Source organism: Ketobacter alkanivorans (assembly GCF_002863865.1).
Classification (GTDB): Bacteria; Pseudomonadota; Gammaproteobacteria; order Pseudomonadales; family Ketobacteraceae; genus Ketobacter; species Ketobacter alkanivorans.
Genome location: NZ_CP022684.1, coordinates 2177116 through 2198065, shown reverse-complemented (window position 1 = coordinate 2198065; position 20950 = coordinate 2177116). Strand labels below are relative to the sequence as shown.

Sequence of the window (20950 nt, the reverse complement as noted above, 5' to 3'; positions counted from 1 at the left end):
TTGTCAGGCTTGGGAGGCGAAACCCGGCATCCACAATGTGACCCTGCGTTGGTCGTATTCATTGTTGATGCCGGGTTTTTTATGTTTGTTGGGCTCAAATCCTTGCTTGTCAGCCGTGGCGCTATATCAGGTGGCGGTCAAATAGTGCAGGCTGAACAGTTTGTCCTCATCCTGCCAAACAGTGTTGGTTTCAAAGGCAGCCTCTTCTGCCATGGCTTTGAAACCATGTAATGAATACTTGTAGGAATTCTCCGTATGGATGGTTTCCCCTCGTGCGAACCGAACGGTCTTGTCTTCGATACGGATAATCTGATCGCGCTTGCTGACCAGGTGCATTTCGATGCGTGACTGCTGGCTGTTGAAGTAGGCGTGATGCAAAAAATGTCGGCTTGCCAGGTTGGTATCAAAGGTGTCGGCGATGCGATCCAATAAATTCAAATTGAACGCTGCAGTGACCCCCGCCTTGTCGTTGTAGGCTGCATTCAACAGGTGGGTTGGCTTGATGCAGTCCACGCCGATCAACAGCACGTCGCCTTCTGCCAACAGCTTGCGAATCCTGGCTAGAAACCCAAGGGCTTCCTCCGGGGTGAAGTTACTGATGGTAGAGCCAGGAAAAAACACCAGCTTTTTATGAGGTGTTTGTTTTAAGAATCCTTCAGGCAATTCAATGTCTTTATGGTAATCCCCAACAATGGGCACAATGTCGACATGAGGGAAGCGGCGGGCCAGTTTTTGAGCGGAGCTTTCCAGAATCTCCATGGATATATCAATAGGGATATAGCTGCGGGGAGCCTTTAGACCATCCAATAGCAACTGGATCTTTACGCCAGCGCCAGCACCGAATTCCAGTATGTCGCAACTGGGGCCTACCAGATCAGCAATTTGCGCCATATTGTGCTGCAGAATGCCGATTTCGGTGCGAGTGATGTAGTACTCGGGGGTATCGCAAATGGCTTCAAACAATTGCGAACCTTTCTCGTCATAAAAATATTTACAGGGCAGGGTTTTGTTTCTTTGGCTAAGCCCCTGTAACACATCTGCAAGAAATTCCTCATTCTGGGGGGTGCTTTCATCCACCATTGAAAGCGCTGCATTAACATTTTGCTTAGACATCGTCGGCCATCCTTATGCCGGTGAATTGCCACTGGGCGTGGGCGGGGAAAAAGTTGCGATAGCTGGCACGGCTGTGGCCTTGCGGTGTGACGCAGGAGCTGCCTTTCAATACCTGTTGGTTACACATGAATTTTCCGTTGTATTCCCCCACTGCGCCGGTTGCGGGTTTGAATCCTGGGTAGGGGCTGTAGGCACTTTGGGTCCACTGCCAGCAGCTACCGTAGAGCTGTTGCAATGTTGCTTGGGCAGAGGCAGGGTCGGTTCCGCAGTGGGGGTGAAGCCTGCCCAGATGCAAGCCTGAATTGTCCAACGGTTGTTGCTGGGCGGCGACTTCCCACTCACACTCTGTGGGAAGTCGCTTGCCGCACCATTGGGCATAGGCATCGGCCTCGTAATAACTGAGGTGGCAGGCAGGCTCATGCTGCAGCAAAGGGCGCAGGCCCGACAGGGTGTAGTGGTGCCATTGACCTTCCATTTGCTGCCAGTACAGTGGTTGTGCGATGGCATTGCCCTGCAGCCACGCCCAGCCATCGGATAACCACAGCAGCGGATTTTTATAGCCGCCATCATCGACAAAGTCTTGCAACTCGCCATTGGTGATCAGCCGAGTGGCCAGCTTGAAGGGGGGCAGCAACACCGGGTGTGCCGGGCCCTCGTTGTCAAAATGAAAGCCGGTGCCGCGGTAACCAATCATCTGCTCACCGCCAGCGTATTCCTGCCAGTTCAAAGCTGCTATCGGTTGCGGTTGTGGTTGGTGGTCGGCGAGTGCTGGAAACAAAGGGTTGAATGAAAAGGCGTGTTTGATATCGGTGAGCATCAACTCCTGATGCTGCTGTTCATGATTGATGCCCAGCTCCAGCAGGTTTAGCGTTGCCTCAGAGAGAGGCCGGGTCAGCAAGGTGGCGATGTTATCGTCTACATACTGCCGATATTCCTGCACCTCTGTCACAGTCGGCCGTGAAATCAGACCACGATTTTTACGCAGATACTGAGGCCCCACATGGTTATAGTAGGAATTGAACAGATACTCGAACTGGCTTTGAAAAGGCCGATACCCTGTCAAAAAAGGCTTAAGAAGAAAGGTTTCGAAAAACCAGCTGGTATGGGCCAGATGCCATTTAATGGGGCTGGCATCAGGCATGGACTGAATGACCAGATCTTCTGGCTGCAACGGTTCGACGATGTCCCGCGACAGCTTGCGGGTATGCTGGTAACGTGTAAATAACTGCTGGTGCTTGGAGTCCATGGTGCGCTCCCTGTCCTGGATGCTCTTTTTTGTGACTGCAGTCAGTCGGACTGTAGCATGCTTTCCCGACCCAATCACAGGGTTGGGTTTTTTATCAGCCCTCATTCAGGCTAAGATTACTCTCAGTACCCTGTTTAAATTCCCTAAAGATTATTAAGGAAACATCATGAATCGAATGCTGGTAAGCCTGCTGTTGCTGGTGAGCGTTACTGTACACGCCGAAAATGTCTTGCATGTGAAAGCCGGTGAAACCCATGAATTAGCGGATGCTCAATCGGTGATTGCCTACGACAAACTGATTTTGGAAGACGGCGCTGTGTTGATGATTCCGAACGGGCTGGAGCAGGTGCAGCTGGATGCAGCCTGGGCTGAAATCGGCCAGGGCGTGACTATCATGGCAAAAGGCCCCGACGGTAGTGATGGCGCTAAAGGCAAGGATGCGCAAGGGCAGGCGGAAGAGTGTAAAGATGGCGTGCGCGGAGGTGATGCGGGGCACGGTGGTCAGGGTCAGGAGGGCACATCCATCACCATGACACTGGGGTTGGCCAAGTTGGGATCGCTGGTGGTGAATAGCCGAGGTGGGGTCGGTGGCAGTGGCGGCGCGGGTGGCACCGGTCAGCAAGGGGGAAGCTTCGATAAATGTAATGCGCCTGCTGGCGGTGATGGTGGTGCTGGCGGCGATGGCGGTGACGGAGGTAATGGCGGGCAGATCAGCATCGTGTATCGTTTGTTGAGTGGCAATACCGTAGCCGGGCCGGTGAACAACCTGATCACCATTCAGAATGGCGGTGGCAAAGGTGGCGATGCTGGAGCGGCCGGGGCTGGTGGTGCGGGAACCGAAGGCAAGTACATCAATATGCGTACCTTAACCGGCAATAGAAAATGGATGGCCGGTGGCCAGGCGGGGCAGCCAGGCTCTGCAGGCAAGCCCGGGCGCGATGGGGTGAAAGGGCAAGCCCTGATTCAGCAGGATCTGCGGGATCGGATGGATGCAATGATTCAGACTCAGTCAGCTCAGGTGGCGGCTTTGAAAGATCAGTTGGTCACACGATTGGCAGAGGAGAAGCGTCAGGTTGAGGCCGCAGCAGCCCAGGCAATATCGGCGTTGGAGTTGCAGGTCACGGCGTTGAAAACCAACATGGAAGGCACAGCCAATCAATCTAGTGTCGATGAAAGTATTACGAGCATGCAGCAAACGCTGCAACAGCAAAGTGCCAGAATAGACGAGCTGAGCGCAAAGTTAGAGCAAGCCATGCAGGTAATGGATGCGCGCATGGATACCCTCGCTGATGAGGTGAAGGGGTTGAATAAGCGATTTGATGAATTACCCAGTACAGAAACTAGCCAATAATGAGTTTGCGGGCGCTTTCGCTGCAACAGCAAAGTGCCAGAATAGACGAGCTGAGCGCAAAGTTAGAGCAAGCCATGCAGGTAATGGATGCGCGCATGGATACCCTCGCTGATGAGGTGAAGGGGTTGAATAAGCGATTTGATGAATTACCCAGTACAGAAACTAGCCAATAATGAGTTTGCGGGCGCTTTTGGTGCGCCCGCTTTTGGTGCGCGCACAGATTTGGTGCTCCTGTTGCAGTTTTATGACATGATGACCCAGCGAACTGACCAGAAAAGCCCGCAAATCCAAGGCATTGCAATTTTGGCACACTCGTTGCTTTTACTGTGGTGAGTTCGTTAACCAAGGTGCAAACCTTATATCGTCTAACCTCTGGGGGTTACTTTTTATGTTGAACAAACAAACTAAAATGCTTCGCTTGACTGCTCTTTCTCTGGCTGTTGCCGGTGCCATGGCCATCGCACCTACTGCTGCTAACGCTGAAGTTTCTGCGTCTGTTGGTGTAGCTAACATGTACTTGTGGCGTGGTGTGGAGCTGGGTAATGGCGATGCAGCTGTTTCTGGTGATCTGAGCTATTCTAACAGCGGTTTCTACACCGGTATCTGGGCCTCTTCAGGTGATACCAACGCTGGATCAGAATATGACCTGTATGCAGGCTATGGTGCGGAATTCGGTGGAGTGAGCGTAGATCTGAGCGTTTGGACTTACACTTATGCGAATGACGTGACTTACAATGATCCGGGTGAGCTGTCAGACGCCGTGTTATCGTTGGGTTTTGCTGGGCTCAGCGTTACCGCATACGATAACATTGCTGGCGGGGATGATGTTGAAGGTACAGCCTACTATACATTGGGTTATGGCTATGACGCTTACTCCATTCTTGTAGGTAAGCACGATGCTAATGGCGTTGAGTCAGCTAATATGGTTCACGTTGATCTGTCTTATGCCTACAACGACAACCTGTCGTTCACTCTGAGCCAGCAGATTGACAACATTCTGGATAACGGCAAGCCCAAATGGGTTGTATCTTATAGCCTGCCTATAGGCGAATAAGATCCAGAGATAGATTTCTCTCCGATTGGGCCGGTATTCGTACCGGCCCTTTTTTGTGCCTGAAGATTCAATCAAACAGATTTTTCAGATTGGCCAAATGAGCGTTGCCGATTTCCTGTTTCTCTTCTTTTGATTTTTGAAAGCCCCGACCTTCCCAGGCCAGATCGTCCTGTGGCATTTCATCCAGAAAGCGGCTCGGGGTGGGTTCGAATTCCTCGCCATACTGTTTGCGCTTGGCGGTATAGGTCATGGTGAGTTCGCGCTTGGCGCGGGTGATGCCCACGTACATTAAGCGACGCTCCTCTTCGATGTTGTCCTCTTCGATGCTGGTGCGGTGGGGCAGCAGTTCCTCTTCCATGCCCATTAGAAACACGTATGGAAACTCCAATCCTTTGGAGGCGTGCAGGGTCATCAGTTGTACCCGATCGGAATCGTCTTCTTCTTTTTGTTGTTCCAGAATATCCAGCAGGATCAGTTTGCCGATGACGGATTCCACATCGTTTTCGTCGTCAGCCTTTTCCAGCATGCGTTCGATGGAGGCGATGAGCTGCCATACGTTCTCCATGCGCTTTTCTGCCATCTTGGGGCTGGAGGACTGTTCCACCAACCAGTTTTCGTAGTCGATGTCGCGAATCATTTGTTTGATGGCACCCACGGCATGGCCACGCTGGATGTTCTCGCGGGTTTCTTCGATCCAGTCGTGAAAACGTTTCAGCATAGAATACTGTTTGGCTTTTAACGTTTCGGCCAAGCCCATTTCACAGCACACCGAAAACAGGCTGCGTTCGCGATTTTGAGCGTACTGCCCCAGTTTTTCCAACGTGGTGGGGCCCAGCTCCCGCCGTGGTGTGTTGACGATGCGTAAAAAAGCATTGTCGTCGTCGCTGTTCATGATCAAGCGCAGGTAGGCCATGACGTCTTTGATTTCTGCCTTGGAAAAGAACGAGCTGCCACCACTGACTTTATAGGGTACCTGAAACTGTTGCAGTTTCAGTTCGATGATGCGGGACTGATGGTTGCCCCGGTACAGTACCGCAAAATCCTTGAACGGGCGTTTTTTCTGCAGGTGCTGATTGAGAATCTCACTGGCGATTTTTTCTGCCTCGTGATCCTCGCTGCGGCAGCGAATGATGCGGATAGGGTCGCCGTAACCGTGCTCGCTCCACAGTTGTTTTTCAAACACGTGGGGGTTGTTGGCGATGACTTTGTTGGCGCATTTCAGGATGCGGCCCGAGGAGCGATAGTTCTGTTCCAGCTTGATCACTTTCAGCGCGGGATAATCCTCTGCCAACTGGGCCAGGTTCTCTGGGCGGGCACCGCGCCAGGCGTAGATGGATTGGTCGTCATCACCTACCACGGTAAAGCGGGCGCGGTTGCCGACCAGTAACCGTACCAACAAATATTGAGAGATATTGGTGTCCTGATATTCGTCCACCAGCATGTAGTAAATACGGTTCCGCCATTTTTCCAGTACGTCTTCGTTGTCCCGCAGCAGCACGGTGGGCAGCAGAATCAGGTCATCAAAGTCCACAGCATTGTAGGCGCGCAACATGCGGTCGTATTGGGCGTAGGTCTGGGCCGCTCGCACCTCGTCTTCATCGTTGGCGCGGGAAATAGCCTGGGAGGGGGATATCAGGTCATTTTTCCAGTTGCTGATGCTGTGACGGATGATGTCCACTTCGTCGGCCCCCACATCACTCTCTCGGTGCAGCAGCTCGGTCAGCAGGGTGCGGCTGTCTTGATCGTCAAAGATCGAAAAGCCGTTTTTCAGCCCCAAGCGCTGGTGTTCTTTGCGGATAATGTTGAGGCCCAGGTTGTGGAATGTGGATACGGTCAGGCCTCTTGCCTGTTTGCCTTTTACCAGTTGGCCGACCCGTTCTTTCATCTCGCGGGCGGCTTTATTGGTGAAGGTGACCGCAACGATACGATGAGCAGGGATCTCGCACTTTTGGATCAGATGGGCGATTTTGCGCGTGATTACACTGGTTTTACCAGAGCCGGCACCGGCCAGCACCAGCAATGGGCCGTCAATGTAGTGAACTGCTTCTGATTGGCGGGGGTTTAACTGGCTCACGGACTGCACTCAAATGGGGGTCTCACCGGGCCACGCATTTTACACGCAGGCGATGGGGTATGAACAGGATTACCCGTGCGGTGAATGGCTGCAGAGGGGGCAGCTTGTCAGTTTCGGATACTAATCTGTCCGCTCGGTCAATTGGCTTGAATCGGGCTTTGCCGTATGCTCAAACCCGATTCCAGCTATAAAAATAAGGATTTAGCCATGAGTGATGTGAATTTCAGCCTTGCAGGCAAAGTGGTGTTGGTTACCGGTGCTTCCAGCGGCTTTGGGCAGCGGTTTGCGCCAGTGCTGGCCCGGCAGGGGGCCAAGTTGGTGGTGGCGGCCCGGCGTCGAGACCCTTTGCTGGCGTTGGAGGAAGAGATTGAGAGCGATGGTGGCCGCTGTTTGGCGGTGACCATGGATGTGGCGGATCGTCATTCCATCGTGGAGGCCTACAACCAGGCGGAAGCCGCTTTTGGCTGTGTGGATGTGGTGGTGAATAACGCAGGCATCGGCCTTAGCAACCCCGTGTTGGGCATCACCGAAGAGGAATGGGACAAGGTATTGGATACCAACCTGAAGGGGGCGTTTCTGGTGGCGCAAGAGGGTGCCCGGCGCATGAATGAGCAGGGCAAGCATGGCTCCATCATCAATATCGCCTCGGTGCTGGGGTTGCGGGTTACCAGTTATCTGGCTCATTACAGCGCGTCCAAGGCGGGTCTGATCCAGTTGACCAAGGCAATGGCGCTGGAGTTGGCGGATTACGGTATTCGAGTGAATGCCATCTGCCCCGGTTACATCCTCACCGATATCAATCGTGATTATTTTGAAACCGATGGTGGCAAGCGCATGATCCAGCGTATTCCACAAAAGCAACTGGGGGAAATCGACGATTTGTTAGGGCCGCTGTTGCTGCTCGCGTCGGATGCCTCCAAATATATGACCGGCTCCGTTATCTCCGTGGATGGTGGGCACGCGGTCAGCAAGCTCTAAATTGGTTCGACTTTTTATTTTGATTTTTTACAGAGGGCGTTATGGATTTTACTTTACCGCAAGAGATTGAAACCACCCGTTTGCAGGTGCGTGATTTTGTTGAAAAAGAAGTGATTCCACTGGAATCCGACAAGGCTAATTTTGATGCGCATGAAAACCTGAAAGAAAGTGTGGTGGCGGCCGTGCGTGAGAAGGCGAAAGCCCAGGGTTTGTGGGGGTTTCAGTTACCGAAAGAGCGCGGTGGCCGTGATTTGGGCATTGTGGGCATGGCTGCGCTGTATGAAGAAGCCGCCCGTTCGCCTTTTGGGCCAGTGGCGTTTAACTGTGCGCCACCGGACGACGGCAACATGATCGTGCTCAACAAAATCCTGAAAACCGACGCACTGAAAGATCGTTGGTTGCAGCCCATCATAGATGGCAAGGTGCGTTCTGCTTTTGCCATGACCGAGCCTGATGGCGGCTGCGGTTCCGATCCCAGCCTCACCTACACCCGCGCAGAAAAAGTGGGCGACAAGTGGATTGTGAATGGTCGCAAATGGTTTATTACCGGTGCCGAAGGTGCGCAGACGTTTATCCTGGTTGCCAAAACTTCGGATGATGAGCGCAAGGGGCTCACTGCTTTTCTGTTCGATAAGGATCAGCCCGGTTGGGAAATCGTGCGTCGCATCCCCATCATGGGGCCGGAAGAGCACGGTGGCCACTGTGAACTGAGATTCGACGGCCTGGAAATTCCCGATGAAAACCGCCTGCTGGAAGTAGGCGATGGCCTCAAGGTGACCCAGATCCGACTGGGTACGGCGCGCCTGACCCACTGCATGCGCTGGCTGGGGTTGGCCAAACGCTGCATGGAAATTGCCGGTGGTTATGTAGAGAACCGCATGAGCTTCGGCACCACCCTGTCTGGCCATGAAGGGGTGCAGTGGATGATGGGGGATGTGGCCAAAGAGATCCATATTGGCCGCTTGTTAACGATGAATGCTGCCTGGAAACTGGATCAGGGCGATTTTGCCCGCAAGGAAATATCCATTGCCAAAATTCAAGTGGCCGATACGCTGCACAAGGCTGCCGATACCGCCATTCAATTGTGTGGTGCCCGTGGCTATTCTAAGGACACGATAATCGAGTGGATCTACCGCTACGCCCGACAGGCACGTTTGGTGGATGGCGCTTCTGAGATCCACAAGATGGTATTGTCAAAATACTATCTGTCCGAGAAGCATGACTTCTTCAAATGGGGTTTGTAAGAACCAAAACAAGAAACAGGATTAGACACCATGCCAACTAAATATTACCTGGCGTTTGCCTCCTCCAAGGAGCTGGAAGGCGCAGCGATTGAACTGCTGGATCGTCGCGCGCGGGGCGTGAAAGAAAGCCACGTTCCTTTGATGGAAAGCACCATGGATTATTTCATACCGGAAATGCTGCATGCCTTTCTGGTGGGAACCGTGGATGCAATCGGCCTTAGCAATATGTCCACCAAGGTGGTGCACTCCACCGCTGATGTGATCGGTAAAACCTCCAAGATGTTGATGCCTCACCTGCTTAAAAAGCGCAGCAACCAGGAGCTGGATCCGATGATAAGCTTTGTGGATGAAATCTACATTCGGCCCCAGCAGGCAGACAACGGCAAGGCTGGCACCGGTTGCGAGATGGATAAAGCGACTTACGACCGCATGAAGCGAGTAGTTGGTGGTATCCAGGCCGGTGATGTGGCGGGCAATCGGGATGAGCTGTCCGAGCTGATGTCACTGACGGTGGATCTGTTGCTGGAAGGCCTTATGAAACGCGCCATTGGCTTGCTCAAGCACGGTTTTGTGGTGCGTAAAATTGCCGATGGCGCGATCGCTACCTGTCAGGCTGCTGGACATGGCGTGGTCAATAAAGTGTTCAAAAAGCTCGATGACGAGCAGATGCTGCATTTGGCCAACTACTTCGAGACCCTGATCGTCACCGCCGAGCGCTGATTAAGCGGTTTGGCATTGGTGTTGCCTCGGGCTAGAATGCACCCATTCTGCCCAGGTGATACCGGTATCGAAGCCTACCATGAGTGATAAACCCTCCCAAGACACCCTGTTTGCCAAACCCCAGCCTCATCTGGTGGACTTTGCCTTTGATGAGCAGGTGGCCAGCGTGTTTCCGGATATGATTCGGCGTTCGGTGCCGGGTTATGAAACGGTCATCGCCATGCTGGGAGTCTTTGCCAGTAAGCTGGTCACGCAAGGCTCCCGTGTTTACGATCTGGGTTGTTCCCAAGGCGCTGCCACCTTGGCGTTGCGCCGACATATTCAGCAGCCGGATGTTACCATCGTAGCTGTGGATAATGCCGAGCCCATGATTGAGCGTTGTCGCAGCAATATCGCATCGGATCTGTCCCCCAGCCCGGTGCAACTGCGCTGCGAGGACATTCAGTCCACCCCCATCGAAAATGCCTCGCTTATTGCCTTGAACTACACCCTGCAGTTTGTGCCGTTAGACCAGCGCGAAGATTTGCTGGCGCGTCTGTACTGCGGCATGAACCCCGGTGGCGGCTTGATTTTATCCGAGAAAGTTCGCTTGCCTGCGGCAGTACAGCAAGAGTGTTTTACCGATTGGCATCACGAGTTCAAACGCCTTAACGGCTACAGCGATCTGGAAATCAGCCAGAAGCGGCAGGCCATTGAAAATGTGTTGATACCTGAATCGGCGCAGGATCACATTCAGCGTCTGCAAAGGGCGGGTTTTCAGCAGGTATATTGCTGGTTTCAGTGCTTTAACTTTGCCTCATTCATCGCCATTAAATAGCCTGATGTAGTTAATTCATGGATTATTCACGATTTTTTAAGCATATCTCCCAAACCGGACTGGCCCCTTTTGCTGATCATCTAAGCCGAATGCTGGCAGCAGTTGAGCCCGACAAGCACGGTGACTATGAGCGGTGGCAGCAGGCGCTGAACGGGCTGCCCCAAGTGGCGGTGTCATCCATGGCCTTTGATGCGTCCGCCGTGCGAGTCGGGCAGGTCGATGATTGTGATGCGTCTGTCCGCCAGCAAATTGAGCAATGTCTGCGAGGCCTGCACCCCTGGCGTAAGGGGCCTTTCGAGCTTTGCGGTGTTCATGTCGATACAGAGTGGCGCTCGGACTGGAAATGGGATCGGCTAGCACCCCATATTGACCCCTTGCACGGGCGCACTGTGTTGGATATCGGCTGCGGCAGTGGTTACCACCTGTGGCGTATGCTGGGGGCGGGTGCTGCCATGACCATCGGTGTCGACCCTTCTTTGTTGTTTCAGATGCAGTTTCGTGCCATCGAGCATTTCACCGGGCCCCAGCCGGTATACCATTTGCCGTTGGGTATAGAGCATCTGCCGGCGGAAATGCGTGCTTTTGATACCGTGTTTTCTATGGGGGTGCTGTACCACCGCCGCTCCCCTTTCGATCATTTGATCGAGTTACGGGATCTACTGCGCCCCGGTGGGCAGCTGGTGCTGGAAACCTTGATTATCGAGGCAGAGCAGGGCCAGGTGCTGGTGCCCGACGGGCGTTACGCTCGGATGGGTAATGTGTGGTTTTTGCCTTCGGTGCCGACCTTGATTCAGTGGCTGCAGAAGGTTCGCTTCAAGAACGTGCGCTGTGTGGATGTGACCGCCACCAGCGTGCAAGAACAGCGCTCAACGGACTGGATGACCTTTCAATCCCTGCCAGACTTTCTGGACCCCTCCGACCCCCAGCGCACCATCGAAGGTTATCCGGGGCCGCGGCGGGCGATCATTCTGGCAGAGGCCTAAATCGCTGTAATGATGCAAAGCCTAGTGCGAGTCCAGCCCTGGGTGGCGCTCTTCGCTGCGGACCTTTTCCATCAGCCGGGTGAGTTTGCTGTGTTCTGTGCTGCTCTGACCTGAGCGCAGATAATGCTCCACCTGATCGTACAGTTGTTCCAGCAGTTTCAGACGATAATCGTGATTTAACAATGACTTGGCTATGTGGTTTGGGTCTTGTCCTTGTTCCCGCATACGTGCTGCTTCGGCCAGTGCTTCGGTCAGTTCTTGTTTCGTGGGGCGGCCCATAATTCACCTCAAAAGTGGATTGCTGCTAATCAGTTTAGCACTGAATTCCTTGACTAATGCGTCGCAATCCCTAGACTAGGCCGCCGATGGTTCCTGCGAAGGATTAAATGGGAACGCGGTGAAACTACCCCGATATAACTCGGGATGTGGAGTCCGCGGCTGTCCCCGCAACTGTAAGCGAAGAGCGTTTTTCACCCACGGCCACTGGGAAACTGGGAAGGCCGAAAAACGCGATGACACGCAAGCCAGGAGACCTGCCATCACACGGATCAAACTGCCTGTGCAGTGATGCGTGCTCGTCACCTACCAGTAACGGGTTTTTATTGGTGCGTATACCGTCACGGTGACGATACCCAGTGTGGTTTCCGAAGGCGGATAGGCTCTGTTGTGCTTACCTTTTTGTGCTGATTGCAGCCCTTCGGGACTCACGTTGTCCTTTGTTTTTTACATTTAGGGGTATTGCATGAAGTTGCGATTGTTCGTTGCCGGTTTCGGTGTTGTTGTTTCACATTCCTATGCAGAAGAAAACCTTCAGATGGCGGCCTATACGCCCATGATGGGGGATGAGGTGGTGGTGACTGCATCACGCGCCCCGGTTGCGTTAAAAGATACGTTGGCCTCCACCACCGTAATTACGGAAGAAGATATTCAACGTACTCAGGCTAGAAACCTGTATCAGGTTTTAAAGACGGTTCCTGGCGTAAATGTGCGTCGGCGTGGTGGTCGTGGTGCCAACAGCAGTGTGAGCCTGCGCGGAATGGGTGCTTCTGGAACGCTGGTCTTGGTGGACGGTGTGCGTATCGAGAGCGGCACCAGCGGTGACGTGGATATTCAGCAAATTCCGGTTGACCAGATTGAGCGTATTGAAATCGTACGGGGCCCCAAATCCAGCTTGTATGGCTCAGCAGCTTTGGGGGGTGTCATCCAGATATTTACCCGCTCAGGGAAAAAAGATGGTGTACGTTATAGTGCGGGTTACGGCAGTGATAACACCCGCGAAGGCTCAGTGACGGCCACGGGTTCTACCGATAGTTCAACCTATAGCCTTTCCTTGTCTCACGTAGAATCCGATGGCTTCGATAATCAGTATTCAGATGACCACTATATGGGGCTGGATTGGATTGACTATGATGACGATGGATATCGCAAGTCGAACCTTTCGTACAAGGGCGTAGCCAGTTTTTCTGACCAAATCGATGGTTTTGTTTCGTTGGTGCGAAATGAATCTGCCCTTGATTGGGATGGTTATTACGGTTATCCATCCACTGAGTCTGATTCTTTACTTGCAACCGTCGGCGCTGAACTCAACTTAGACCACTTGATCAGTAAGTTGCAATACGGCCGCTTCAACGAAGAATACATCAGCGATGACCCGTTTAATGTGTATAACTATGGTCATGGCAAGGTGATCAGAGATCAGGCGAGCTGGGAAAATACCTATCAAGTTGATGATTCCAATCGAGTGAGCTTTGGCGTTGATTACGACGTTGAAGATGCCAGTTACGACCTGGGGTACGCTGATTACGATCGCACTGATCGAGACCGGTTCTCCGGTTATCTGAACGCAAGCTCTACCCTTGGCGTGTTCACTTTGGAAGGCGGCGTGAGGCACGATGATGATGAGGTGTTTGGCAGCGAACTGACCGGTGATGGCGGTGTCGCCTTTCGGTTTAGTGAAGACACTAAAATGTCACTAACCTATGGTGAGGCGTTTAAGGCGCCTTCCAATAATGATTTGTACTATCCCGGTTATGGCAATCCGAATTTGAAGCCTGAAAACTCCAGAACAGTTGAATTGGGTGTGGATACTTTCTTTGATTCTGCAATGGCATCGTTTCATGTGTACCATACCAAAGCGGATGATCTGATTGCCTACAACCCCGCCATATACGGCCCTGAAAACATTAATCAGGTAAGCATTAAAGGCGCGGAGTTTCAGTACGGTACACGCCTATTGGATCTGGATATTGGGGTAGCGTTGACTTATCAGCGTCCAATTAACGAGCTCACGAATAATGACTTACAGTTAACTCCTCGTCAGGTTGGATCTCTGGAGGTGGACAAATCGACCGACAAATGGTCGCTCGGATTTTCCTGGTATGTTCAAGGCAAGCAATATGACAATGCAGGTGAACGTTTGCCAGGCTATGGCCTATTGGCATTACGTGGTTCATTTGATGTCACCGATGAGTGGACCATTCGCACCCGTATCGATAATCTGTTGGACAAAGACTACATAGAGATCACGAATTACAATTCAGAAGGGTTGTTTGCTATGTTCTATGTGGATTACAGCCCCAGATAACCCAATCTGATTTCTCCGAAAGATGAAGAGCCGGTATATTCCGGCTCTTTTTGATTGCGATCGTGACCAGCAAGTCATTTTGGCCCGTTCCGACCTGTCCTCCTCATTCAATCCCCATAAACTGAGCATGTGCTTAATTAAAAACAATAAATAACCACACAAGCGCAGGTTCTATGAAACAGGGATTATTTCGAACATTCGCCGGACTGGCGTGTCTGGCTGCTTACTCTGTCACCCAGGCGGCACTGGTTGAAAACCTCACCATGGGCAACGCCAAGGCGCTAGCGTTGGGCAACGCGGTGACAGCCGACCCACCTGGCGTGGACTCGATCCATTACAACCCGGCAGGCCTGACTCGTTTGAAGGGGCGTCAGCTCAATCTCAAAGTGCTGGCGGCGTCCATGGGGTTTTCGGTTGAATTCGGCGGTTACGACGAGACCACTCAGGCGATCATCGACAACAATGGTTATGTGGATGAAGCGGCCTATAACACCAGCGAGACCTCCACCATCGGCTTGCGGATTCCTTTTACCGAGGGCATCACCGAGTGGCCGCTGCCGGTTTTGATTCTGCCGTTGGGGGGCGCTTCCTATAACCCGGTGGGGACGGATGTGACTTATGCCACGGCAGTTTATGCGCCCATGGCAGCGGGCTACATTCGCGATGAAGATGACCCGGCCCGGTTTATGGGGCAGCACATGTCCCTGGCGAAGATCACGTACTTTTCTCCGTCTTTTGCTGTTGAACTGACTGATCGTTTATCCGTAGGGGCTTCGCTCGGGTTCTCCTGGCAGGGGGTAACCGCCCAGACTCAAATTCGGGTGCCGAACATGGCGTTGGCGTTCGGTGAGAACCTGACCCGTGATTTGCAGAATCAGGGGGTGTGTCCGGCCCCTGGTGATCCTGATCCCTATATCAATTTCTGCGGACAGGACCCCGGTGGTGCCAGGCTTGGGCCTTTCACCGATGTGACCAGCCTGGAGTTCGATGCAGAAACGGCCGTGGTGCCCAATTTCAATGTGGGTATGTTGTGGGAGGTTACGGATTGGCTCACTTGGGGCATGGTTTATCAATTTGAAAGTGCTGCGGATCTGGATGGCTACTATCGTTTGGAATACAACGAGGAATGGGTGAATTTCTTTGATGGCATTTATAACTCCGGTTTGTATTCAGCGATCAATACGCTCATTGCGTTTCCCACCGGGCAGGCGGATTCGCCCCATGGTCGCGGTATTGAATATGGGGATGCAAAGCTGGAGATTATTACGCCTGCCCATTTTGCCACCGGCGTTGCGCTGCAGCTCACTTCTCGATGGCAGTTGAATATTGATGCCAAGTGGACCGATTGGGCCGCCTGGGATGGTTTGAAAGTCGAGTTTGATCAGCCGCTGGATTTTACCAAGTTGGCCACGTTGGTGTCGCCTTATTCCGAATTAACCGAGCTGACGATTCCGCGTCACTATGAGAGCGTTTGGAACTGGGCTTTTGGCGTGGAGTATCGTTACAGTGATCGGCTGGCTTTACGCGCAGGTTATGAGCCGCGTAAATCCTCGATTCCTAATGACAAGCAGGATGTGTTATTGCCGTTGGGTGATGCCAAGCTTTACACATTGGGTTTCGAGTGGTTGTTGCAGGGCAGTCAGGTGTTGGAGGTGGGTATGGGTTATATGACTGCCAGCGCCCATGTGCCTGCCGGAGGCAGCACCAATGCCAACAGTTCTGATCACTTCAATAACTTTATTTATAATCCCTACGCGGGTACCGAGTTCTCGAGCGAGGCCACCGCGTATCTACTGGAGTTGAGTTACACCGCTAGCTTCTAAACATTACGGTATCAGTCCGTGCATGATGACATCCACCAGCGCGTCAACCTGAATGCCCTGATTGTTGGTGTCGTCGACACCTTGCAGGGCAAACTCAGGGCGAATAAGCATATCAACGGAGCCTAAGATCAGGGTGTGCAGAGTAACATTGCTGACATTACGGATCTCACTGCGCTCAATGCACAGGTTAAGCGCTTTATCGACGGTTTTAAGATAGGGTTTGATGTACTTGTCCCGCAGGTAGTGGGCGCGCTCGTGATCATCATTCAGGCCACTGAAAATCAGTTTGAACATGGCCGGTTTGCGCTTGGCGACTTCCAGCATCACCACAATATAATTGCGCAGCATGGAAAGCGGATTGTCCAATGCGATATCCAGTTCCAGCTCTGAAATCAGCAGGCGGAATTCACGTTCAATAATCGTGTCCACCACTTCGTTCCAGAGCTTGTTCTTGGAGCCGAAATGATGATTGAAAAGCGAATCGCTGACGTTCAGTTTTTTAGCCAGTGCCCGCAGGGAAACGTCATTGAAGCTCTTGCTGGAGAACTCCTCGAAGGCATGTTCCAGTAGCGCATCCCGTGAAAGGGTGTTGGCATTGGCAGCGGGCCTGCCCGGTGTGCGTCCCATGGCTTGATCCGTATCGGGTGCGATTTGGCGTGGGTGGGTTGTAGGCTTTATGGTAGCACGCACAAGGGCCTGGGTTTAACCTTTGTATTTTGGGTTGTCTATATTCAGTTTGGCTTGGGCTAATTCAAGCAGCTTGTGAGTGAGTGCGGGCGTGATTGCCAGATCCCCACTTTCGATGGCGTGCGCCAGTTGTTGGTTCAGTGTCGATAAATTCGTTTCAGTACTTTGCAGGCATGCTTGCAGGGCGATGATTTCCTGCTGAATATATTGATCGTGCAGGTGCTCTTCCCGCTGCACGATGGCCAATACATTGCTCGCGACCCGTCGAAAAAATTGATCAACCTTGGGGTCTTCTGGGGTCTGTTGCAGATATTCTCTAACGGCTTCAAGCAGTTCGATTTTATTGGGGCGGTTCAGTGGCATCAGCGTCCCTCCACAATGTCGTGCAACAATTGCATCATGTCGTATTCGGTTTCTGCGACTCGGCGGCCGATGGCAGCGCGTTCGACCGAGCGCACCTGGCCGTTGAGAAAGCTGTAGGCCTGATATTGGCAGATGACACCCCATTTGAGGGTGCCGAACAGCTCCCAGTAGCGGACGCTGTCAGGGTTGATGGTAACACCGCTGGCTGCTTCGTAGGCGGCGAACAATTCTGAGCGATGGCCAAAGCCACCCACTGCCAGATCGGGGCGGCTGAAGCGCCAGGCACGCACACAAAGCCAGCCCAAATCTTCCATGGGGTCACCCAGATGAGTCAGCTCCCAATCCAGAATGCCGTTGAGGCCGTTTTCATTTACCAGAAAATTGCCCAGACGAAAATCGCCGTGTACCAATGCCGTGTTGGGGCAGTGTGGAATGTTGTCCTGCAGCCAGCGCAGCGCCAGGGTGAACACCGGCAAGGTTTCGCCAAAACCTTCATGGATTGATTTCAAACTGCTTAACTGTGTGGTTGCGTCTTGCAGTGGCAAAAACGCCGTTTGTGCGGCGGGGACACTATGAATAGTCGCCAGTGCTTGAGCGCATTGGGCGGTGAGCCGCAGGCGAGCTGATTCCAGCTGGGGATCTTTTAATATTTTGGGTGCCAGTGATTCTCCGGTCAGCTTGGCCATCAGGTAGCCGTTGCCCAGCTGCGGGTGCGCTTCCAGAATATGGTAAACCTGTGCCACAGGAGCACCGGCTTTGCCTGCTGCCTGTTGGGTTTTTGCTTCCACCGTTTTACCGACGCCGGTGCCAAACTGCTCGGCACCTGACTCCAACCGTAGAATCAGATCCTCAACGTTGGTTTCGATCAGCCAGGTGGCGGCGGAGGCTCCGGCTGTAAGGCGGCGACATTGGGTGATGTTCCACTGCTTGCCCAGGGTTCGGGTTACGATGGGCTGCAGCGCTTGTTGCACGATGTCCGGGGTCATAGCGGCCTCAACAGGCAATGCCTACGGGTTTCCCATCAATCATCTGATCCAGGTATTCCGACATGCCATAGCCCACCAGCCCGTCGCATTCAAAGCGTGACATGGCTTCGGTGATTCGGGTGTTGCGCCATTCTCCGCTGTCGGTCTGACGGCGATTGCGCAGGGGTATCAGAGACAGTGATTCACCTTTAATCTGATAGCGGCGGCCGCTCACGGTGCAGATGCTGGCTTGCTGGGACTGAGCCTGATGATGTGCGTCCAGAACTGAGCTGAGTTCTGCGCTTTCGATCAGATCGTACTCGGCAGGCCCGCCGTCGCGTGAGTCATACACCATGCCCCAGATGTGCTGGCGACCACTGGCCATTTGTACGATGGAGATATTAATGGCCAGTTGCTCGCTGAACACCATGGGCAGCCAGCGATACCAGTACAGATTCTGCCAGTAGCGCGGGCCCCAGGAGTGATCCCGCAGGCCCAGCCCGCTGAGTTCGAAACGTTCCTCGCCGATGGTGACCGTACCGATGCCGCGCATGTGTTGTTCGTAGTGCGCGCGGGCGAACGATTCGTCCGGATCTTCTTCAATGGGGTTACCGTTCTCATCCAGAGCCTCACCGCCATAAACCGGGGTAAAGCCGGTAAAGGTGATCTCTGCACTGGCGCTGACTTTGGGGTTGTTGGTAAAGGCCGCTTTAGGGTTGTCCATCTGCTGGGGGTTATCCAGCAGAACAGCCTCCCCCGAGTAGGTGAGGCGCAGGGATTTCAGGGGTTCTAAGATGTTGAATGCCATGCCACCGGCATCCAGAGCATCATTGTTCTGGATTTGGGGGCGCTGGAACATGAAAGCCACTTTGCCATTGGGCAGGTAGAAGCAGAATGACATCTCAGCGTACCCTTCGTTGGGGCGATTGCCCACCCGAAACCAACCACCGCAGCGTTGCCGGTGATCAAACAGGTTAATGTACATGCTTTCGTTGAAATTATGCGCCGCCTCAATGGGATGCATGTATTCGTCTTCAGGCCGTAAGCGGATCGTGGCGTTTTTGCCCAAGTCCATAAGAATTCCCCTTTGATACCACAAGCGTGACTAATTGGTCAGTTTGCCTATTCGGAAATCCGATGGCAAGGGGGAGCATAAAATAAATTAAGCACATGCTCAATAATGGGGTGGGATACTAGCGCTCTGGCAGAGTCAGCAGGACCTTTACTTTCTCATTCACTAACCGGCTGTCGACGTAACCAATGGCCCGTTCATTGTCGGCCACCTGCTGCAAAATGGTTGCATTCGAATCCGTTGGTCGTGGCAGTTTACCCCGGCCGCTGAACAAGTAATAAGCGCGATAGCGTTTTAGTCGGGTGCCCTCCAGCTCAACCACATTACGGTAAAAGGTTTCATAGCCGGAATCGGATTCGGGTAAGTCAAAAGCAATGATCTCCTCTCCGCTGGTAGGAAAAAGCGGCATGCGGCCAAGAAAGATCAGTCGCAACTCGTGCTTGCTGATACTTTGCTGCGGGTTGTCCGGGTGCACAATGATGGCGAGATCAGCCCATGCCCACGGTATGAACAGCAGGCTGGCTAATAATGTGATAGCGCGGGAAAAGCCTCTTCCTGACATTAAAACACCACATCGATTATAAGCGTTGTGAGTGCCGCATGGCTGGAAGTATCTTGAGCGTTCCGTGTAATCTGCCCGCTGGAATTGCTATGGAAATCGAAGCGTTGCCACTCGGCTTTCAGGGCTACGTTAGACATCAAGTCATAGCGTAAGCCCAGTGTCCAGGTGCTTTGATCGTAGTTGTTCAGCTCCAGGCGATTGAGCGCTTGCAGACGAAAGGCATCAAAGCCCTCGTAGCCCGGTTGCCCGGTTGGGAAAGATTGCAGGCTGTTGTTTACTGTGGCGAAGGCATCCAGGTTGTATTCGTTGGTGAAAGCACCCCGTACCAGGTAGGGGGTGAACTTCCCCAGTGGCATATGCGCAGACAGGTACCAGCCATGGGCATCGTTTTGAAAACCGTCATCGGTGTTTTTGATGTCGAATACTTCGCTGATGATGGCAACAGGCTCTCCATCCCAGTGCAGCCCCAATGTTTGGTAGCGATACCAAGCGTCATCGGCGTTTAACGCGTCCTTCACTGATTGATAGCTAGAATCGAATGCAATCACTGCTTCCAGATTGCTTTCAAAGTTTGCTGTTGGTTGTAGCCGAATGTCGGTGCGATCGTAAATGAGCCCATAACGCAGCTTCCATTGCTCCCACTGCAGGCTGATGTTGCCGCCAATCATGGGCTCTACTTTGATCTCAAGGTTGTCACGGGAGCGTTTCATATAGCCGGAGAACAATTGCAGATCAATGTCGACATTGTTGCTGTGGGTGAGATAGCGAATATCAGCGCCATCAAAATAGCTAAAAGTTGAGAGGATGGTGGAATACACGTCGATGGGAGGGCGGGCCCAGACATAGGAGTAACCCACATCCACAGTTTCGGAGTACAGATAGTGTGGTGTGCGCATACGGCCGATGCGAATTCGCCAGGCGCTGTTCAGGTGGTAACTTAAAAACAACCAATCCAGTTCGGGTTCAAAGCTGTTGGTGTCATCCTGATTGTAGCCCCGGCTGACCACTTGCAGTGTCATTGACAGCCGTTCTGCCATGTCGGCATTTAGCTGCAAGCCTAAAACGCTGTCACCCTTGGCGCGCCACTTTTCGTTATCGTAGCCCAAAAACTCCAGGCCGGGCTCCTGCATGCGGCCCAGGCCCAGCGATGTAAAGCCAGATACTTGCCAATCTTCGCTGCTCATGGCGGCAGTGGTTAAGATAGGCCACAATAAGCTGAAAAAGGCTAGACATCGGAATCGAAACATAAGCTAACTTATACCGCGTAACATAATCATAAATATTCACTACATTTGCTCTGTTTATATCAGTATA

The 20950-nt window shown here is 52.8% G+C and carries 20 protein-coding genes and 1 riboswitch; of the genes, 10 read left to right on the top strand and 10 right to left on the bottom strand.

Going from position 1 to position 20950, the window contains the following annotated elements; all coding sequences use genetic code 11:
• Positions 1–126: 126 nt before the first annotated feature.
• Positions 127–1113, bottom strand: a complete 987-nt coding sequence (gene egtD / locus Kalk_RS09500; protein WP_101894019.1) for an L-histidine N(alpha)-methyltransferase — start codon at positions 1111–1113, stop codon at positions 127–129.
• Complete coding sequence (egtB, locus tag Kalk_RS09495) at positions 1106–2359, bottom strand: ergothioneine biosynthesis protein EgtB (protein WP_199768043.1); 1254 nt, start codon at positions 2357–2359, stop codon at positions 1106–1108. The genes egtD and egtB overlap by 8 nt, the downstream gene beginning before the upstream one ends.
• A 166-nt stretch (positions 2360–2525) precedes the next feature.
• Between egtB and Kalk_RS21185 the strand changes: the two genes are divergently transcribed.
• The 3 genes from Kalk_RS21185 to Kalk_RS09475 all read left to right on the top strand — a co-directional run bounded on the left by Kalk_RS21185 (position 2526) and on the right by Kalk_RS09475 (position 4764).
• Positions 2526–3710, top strand: coding sequence for a collagen-like triple helix repeat-containing protein (locus Kalk_RS21185; RefSeq protein ID WP_158643406.1), 1185 nt, complete (start codon positions 2526–2528; stop codon positions 3708–3710).
• Positions 3710–3883, top strand: a complete 174-nt coding sequence (locus tag Kalk_RS21180; RefSeq protein WP_158643405.1) for a hypothetical protein — start codon at positions 3710–3712, stop codon at positions 3881–3883. Before Kalk_RS21185 ends, Kalk_RS21180 begins: the two co-directional genes overlap by 1 nt.
• A gap of 215 nt (positions 3884–4098) precedes the next feature.
• Entirely contained in the window at positions 4099–4764 is a 666-nt protein-coding gene (locus Kalk_RS09475; RefSeq protein WP_199768042.1) for a TorF family putative porin, read from the top strand.
• Between the two features lie 67 nt (positions 4765–4831).
• Here Kalk_RS09475 and rep read toward each other — a convergent pair whose 3' ends face one another.
• Positions 4832–6838: a DNA helicase Rep gene (rep, locus tag Kalk_RS09470; RefSeq protein WP_101896269.1), complete on the bottom strand. Its 2007-nt coding sequence runs from the start codon at positions 6836–6838 to the stop codon at positions 4832–4834.
• A 207-nt stretch (positions 6839–7045) separates the two neighbouring features.
• Between rep and Kalk_RS09465 the strand changes: the two genes are divergently transcribed.
• The 5 genes from Kalk_RS09465 (at position 7046) to cmoB (ending at position 11580) form a co-directional block, all read left to right on the top strand.
• Positions 7046–7816 (top strand): SDR family NAD(P)-dependent oxidoreductase, encoded by a 771-nt coding sequence (locus Kalk_RS09465; protein ID WP_101896268.1) that lies wholly within the window; start codon positions 7046–7048, stop codon positions 7814–7816.
• Positions 7817–7857: 41 nt separating this feature from the next.
• Positions 7858–9060: an acyl-CoA dehydrogenase family protein gene (locus Kalk_RS09460; protein WP_101894014.1), complete on the top strand. Its 1203-nt coding sequence runs from the start codon at positions 7858–7860 to the stop codon at positions 9058–9060.
• A gap of 30 nt (positions 9061–9090) precedes the next feature.
• Entirely contained in the window at positions 9091–9780 is a 690-nt protein-coding gene (locus Kalk_RS09455) for a hypothetical protein (protein ID WP_101894013.1), read from the top strand.
• Between the two features lie 79 nt (positions 9781–9859).
• Positions 9860–10597, top strand: coding sequence for a carboxy-S-adenosyl-L-methionine synthase CmoA (cmoA, locus tag Kalk_RS09450; RefSeq protein ID WP_101894012.1), 738 nt, complete (start codon positions 9860–9862; stop codon positions 10595–10597).
• Positions 10598–10614: 17 nt separating this feature from the next.
• On the top strand, positions 10615–11580 hold the full coding sequence (gene cmoB, locus Kalk_RS09445; RefSeq protein WP_101894011.1) for a tRNA 5-methoxyuridine(34)/uridine 5-oxyacetic acid(34) synthase CmoB: 966 nt from the start codon (positions 10615–10617) through the stop codon (positions 11578–11580).
• A 21-nt stretch (positions 11581–11601) separates the two neighbouring features.
• On the opposite strand, the gene Kalk_RS09440 is transcribed toward cmoB, so the two are convergent.
• Entirely contained in the window at positions 11602–11859 is a 258-nt protein-coding gene (locus tag Kalk_RS09440) for a hypothetical protein (RefSeq protein WP_101894010.1), read from the bottom strand.
• Positions 11860–11929: 70 nt separating this feature from the next.
• Positions 11930–12135, top strand: a riboswitch (cobalamin riboswitch).
• Between the two features lie 187 nt (positions 12136–12322).
• On the opposite strand from Kalk_RS09440, the gene Kalk_RS09435 reads away from it, so the two are divergent.
• The gene (locus tag Kalk_RS09435) at positions 12323–14164 is read left to right on the top strand and encodes a TonB-dependent receptor domain-containing protein (protein WP_101894009.1); all 1842 of its coding nucleotides are present in this window, start codon (positions 12323–12325) and stop codon (positions 14162–14164) included.
• Between the two features lie 173 nt (positions 14165–14337).
• On the top strand, positions 14338–15987 hold the full coding sequence (locus Kalk_RS09430; protein ID WP_101894008.1) for an OmpP1/FadL family transporter: 1650 nt from the start codon (positions 14338–14340) through the stop codon (positions 15985–15987).
• A 3-nt stretch (positions 15988–15990) separates the two neighbouring features.
• Here the strand turns inward: Kalk_RS09430 and Kalk_RS09425 are convergent, their stop codons facing one another.
• The 6 genes from Kalk_RS09425 to Kalk_RS09400 form a co-directional block, all read right to left on the bottom strand.
• Complete coding sequence (locus tag Kalk_RS09425; protein WP_101894007.1) at positions 15991–16614, bottom strand: TetR/AcrR family transcriptional regulator; 624 nt, start codon at positions 16612–16614, stop codon at positions 15991–15993.
• A 75-nt stretch (positions 16615–16689) separates the two neighbouring features.
• On the bottom strand, positions 16690–17037 hold the full coding sequence (locus Kalk_RS09420) for a DUF6285 domain-containing protein (RefSeq protein ID WP_101894006.1): 348 nt from the start codon (positions 17035–17037) through the stop codon (positions 16690–16692).
• Complete coding sequence (locus tag Kalk_RS09415; protein WP_101894005.1) at positions 17037–18023, bottom strand: phosphotransferase family protein; 987 nt, start codon at positions 18021–18023, stop codon at positions 17037–17039. Before Kalk_RS09415 ends, Kalk_RS09420 begins: the two co-directional genes overlap by 1 nt.
• A gap of 7 nt (positions 18024–18030) precedes the next feature.
• Positions 18031–19077 carry a DUF7064 domain-containing protein gene (locus tag Kalk_RS09410; RefSeq protein WP_101894004.1) on the bottom strand — a complete coding sequence of 349 codons (1047 nt, stop codon included), beginning with the start codon at positions 19075–19077 and terminating at the stop codon, positions 18031–18033.
• A gap of 118 nt (positions 19078–19195) precedes the next feature.
• Positions 19196–19636: a type 2 periplasmic-binding domain-containing protein gene (locus Kalk_RS09405; RefSeq protein WP_101894003.1), complete on the bottom strand. Its 441-nt coding sequence runs from the start codon at positions 19634–19636 to the stop codon at positions 19196–19198.
• Complete coding sequence (locus Kalk_RS09400) at positions 19636–20820, bottom strand: hypothetical protein (RefSeq protein WP_158643404.1); 1185 nt, start codon at positions 20818–20820, stop codon at positions 19636–19638. Before Kalk_RS09400 ends, Kalk_RS09405 begins: the two co-directional genes overlap by 1 nt.
• Positions 20821–20950: the final 130 nt, after the last annotated feature.